Raw genomic sequence first — 3,324 nt, 5'->3', positions numbered from 1 at the left:
AAGTCCCAAGTGCGGGCGGGGGGACGGGGTAAGGCCGGTGGGGTGAAGTTTGTGGAAAATACGATCGATGCGGTGGCTGCGGCTCAGACAATTTTTAATTTGCCGATCGAATCGGAGTATCCCGAAGTCCTGCTAGCAGAGGCAAAGTACAACGCCGACCAAGAATTGTACTTGGCTGTATTGCTAGATCCCGTAGCGCGACGCCCGGTACTTCTGGGCTCGCAACAAGGAGGTATGGATGTGGAAGGGTCGATCGAGAAAATGCAGCAAGTTGTTGTAGACCAAGAATTTTCGCCTTTCTACGCGAGGCGACTGATGCTGAAAATGGGATTGCAGGGAGATCTGATTCAATCAGTCAGCACAATTGTCGAAAAAATGTATCGGCTGTTTGTCGAAAAAGATTTAGATTTAGTAGAAATCAATCCTCTGGGCATCAGTCCCAAGGGAGAGGTAATGGCTTTAGACGGTAAAGTCAGTGCCAATAATGATGCCTTGGGACGTCATCCAGACTTGGCGGCCCTGGGGGAAAAGAAAGCAGATGCCAAGCTCCCAGGACACAGGAGAGGTCAGGTTGATCGCCGGAGTGCCCACTCGAATTTGCTGCACTCGCCCTTGGAATTGGGAGGGAGTTCTCAATCCCAATCCTCCAATTCTGAATCTTTGAACTTGGTGGAACTAGAGGGGAATATTGGGGTTTTGTGCAACGGGGTGGGTTTGACAATGGCGACTTTGGATGCGGTGACTCACGAAGGAGGCAAACCAGCTAATTTTGTGAATCTCGGTTCCCTAGACCGCTACGATGGAACCAAGACCCTGCGCGATCGCTTGGAGTTATCTCTGGAGTTAGTCTCTCAGGATAAAAGCGTGAAGGTGGTGCTGGTGCATATTTTGGCTAGTACCGCAGCCAGCGAGGCGACAATCTCGGCAGTAGTAGGCTATCTGGAACGGAAAGCCCGTGCCAATCGCCAAGTTCAGGTGGTGCTGCTTTTGGTGGCAATCGATGAAGATGGGGTGAAAAAGCGTTTGGGGCAGTTGCCTGTGCAACTAGCGAGCACTTTGGATCAGGCAGTAGCACAAGCTGTGTCTTTAGCTAAATAGCGGGAAGCCCCGACATCATAGAAACCTTCAATCAATGGCCGATCGACTCCGTAGTTGGGCAAACTTCCTTCTTCCTTAAAGATGGTTACAGTTACTTATTTTGATTTTGAAGATTCAAGGCGGTTGAAACCGCCGGGTCGTTTCCCTCTCAGGACTAAAGTCGCTGAGTTTCCCACTTACCGAGTGTTTTTATGAATTTAACTCCTGAGAGTAAAGTCCTCATACAAGGCATTACAGAATCTCCCGCGTCAACCCTTGTGGGGCTGATGATGAAAGCATACGGCACAAATGTAGTGGCTGGTGTCAGTCCCGGTAGGGGCGGGCAGGAGTTGGAGGGAATTCCGGTTTTTGATTTGGTGGAACAAGCTGTGGCGGCGGTGGGGCACATTGATACCACGGTGATTTTGGTGGAACCCTACTGGGTGCTGGATGCGGCTCTCGAAGCGATCGCTGCTGGAATTCGGCAAATCGCGATCGTCACTCCAGGAGTGCCTCCTCTGGATATGGTGCGCTTAGTCAGAAAAGCTGAAGCCATGGAAACTTTGGTGATTGGGCCCAACAGTCCGGGAATTATTGTGCCTGACAAGTTATTGCTGGGAACTCATCCCAAGGAGTTTTACACTCCCGGCCCGGTGGGGATTATCAGCCGCAGCAGCACTTTGACTTACGAGGTGGCTCTAGAATTGACTAATGCGGGGTTGGGACAGTCGATGGCTGTTTGTATTGGCTGTGATGCGATTGTCGGCTCTTCTTTTATGCAGTGGCTGCAAATTTTGGACGAAGATGAGACTACGGAGGCGATCGTGTTAGTGGGGGAAGTTGGCGGCTGGAGCGAACAAGCGGCTGCTTCTTATATCGCTGAGGCGATCGACAAACCCGTGGTGGCTTACCTGGCTGGCCGCTATGCTCCCAAAGGGCCATCTTTGGGCCACGCCGGCATCCTGATCAGCTCTAGGGCTGCGGCGCGGACTGCCTTTGGGGTGACAGCAGAAAATAAAATGGCTGCCTTTGAAGAGGCAAATATCCCAGTCGCTTCTCGACCTTCCGAGGTACCTAAGTTGATAAATAAATTACTCAAGAAAAATCAAGACGTCTCCTAAATCCGATCGGCTTTATTCATTTTTTCTGAATCTGTATTTATTCATAGGTTTGGAAGCTAATATTTGGGTAGCTATGGTTACAAAACCTTGACAAAACCTCTGTTAATCTGGTAGCAATTAATGATATTGGAAGCTCGCTGCTGTGGGATGTCTTAGTATTTCAATTGTTGAAGGGAATCCGCACCTGCGATCGCTCTTGGGCTGGCATCTACAGCAAGTCGGTCACTGGGTGCATCAATCAGCGGATATCAATCATGCTAGGGAAATATTTTTCAGCCAACAGCCCTCCCTAGTAATTCTGGATGCAGAATTGCCAGATGGAGACGGTTTGGAATTTTGCCGATGGCTACAAAAACAGCAGCAGTCGCTGATTTTAATGCTGTCAGCCCGGAATTCTGAAGCGGATATTGTTGAAGGTTTGAAGTCGGGGGCTGACGATTACCTCACCAAACCTTTTGGGATGCAAGAATTTATGGCGCGGGTAGAAGCTTTGATGCGTCGCAACCGCACGATGATACCGCCGGCTACCCTGGAGTGCGGGCTGCTCAAAATTGATTTGGTGCAACGCCGAGTGCGTTTGTACGAACAACATATCGAACTCACTCCCCAGGAATTCAGCCTGTTGTACGTGCTGGCTCAAGCTGGAGGAGTCCCTCTGTCGCGATCGGACTTACTGCGCAGAGCTTGGCCCGATGCTATTGACAACCCGCGCACCATTGACACTCATGTACTGTCTTTGCGGAAAAAAATCGAAATCGATCCGCGACAGCCGAGTCTGATTCAAACTGTGCGGAATGTTGGCTATCGGCTGAATTTGGAATTGTTAAATGGGAATGAATGGAATTCACCGCTATCTAGGGTTGTAATTTCTTAATTTGCTTGCTGATTTGATGTTGGGAATTAATTGGTGATCGCCTCGGTTTTTCCTGACAGGATGAATTGGATTATTTGGGACAGGGCAATTGTCCGTTAGGAGTTACGTAAACATTGTGATTGAAGTCATTAGACATCTCCCAAAAAGAAATAGTTTGCCGATCGCTCTTAAATTATAATGGAATTTTACCTCAAAAAACATGAGCCAGCTCCGAGAATATCTTGAAAAACATCCATCCGAGACTCAAAGAGT

General features: G+C 49.1%; 3 protein-coding genes. All 3 read left to right on the top strand.

What is annotated here, in order from left to right; translation table 11 throughout:
- On the top strand, positions 1–1,098 hold a 1,098-nt coding region (locus AAFP11_RS30030), incomplete at its 5' end, for an ATP-grasp domain-containing protein (protein WP_341740282.1).
- 191 nt (positions 1,099–1,289) lie between these two features.
- Positions 1,290–2,198, top strand: coding sequence for a CoA-binding protein (locus AAFP11_RS30025; protein WP_341740281.1), 909 nt, complete (start codon positions 1,290–1,292; stop codon positions 2,196–2,198).
- Between the two features lie 142 nt (positions 2,199–2,340).
- Positions 2,341–3,072, top strand: a complete 732-nt coding sequence (locus AAFP11_RS30020; RefSeq protein ID WP_340525422.1) for a response regulator transcription factor — start codon at positions 2,341–2,343, stop codon at positions 3,070–3,072.
- Positions 3,073–3,324 lie beyond the last annotated feature (252 nt).

The organism is Microcoleus sp. CAWBG640 (genome assembly GCF_020883015.1).
Classification (GTDB): Bacteria; Cyanobacteriota; Cyanobacteriia; order Cyanobacteriales; family Microcoleaceae; genus Microcoleus; species Microcoleus anatoxicus.
Note: the sequence above shows the minus strand (reverse complement) of the source record. Positions and strands in the feature narration are given on the sequence as shown.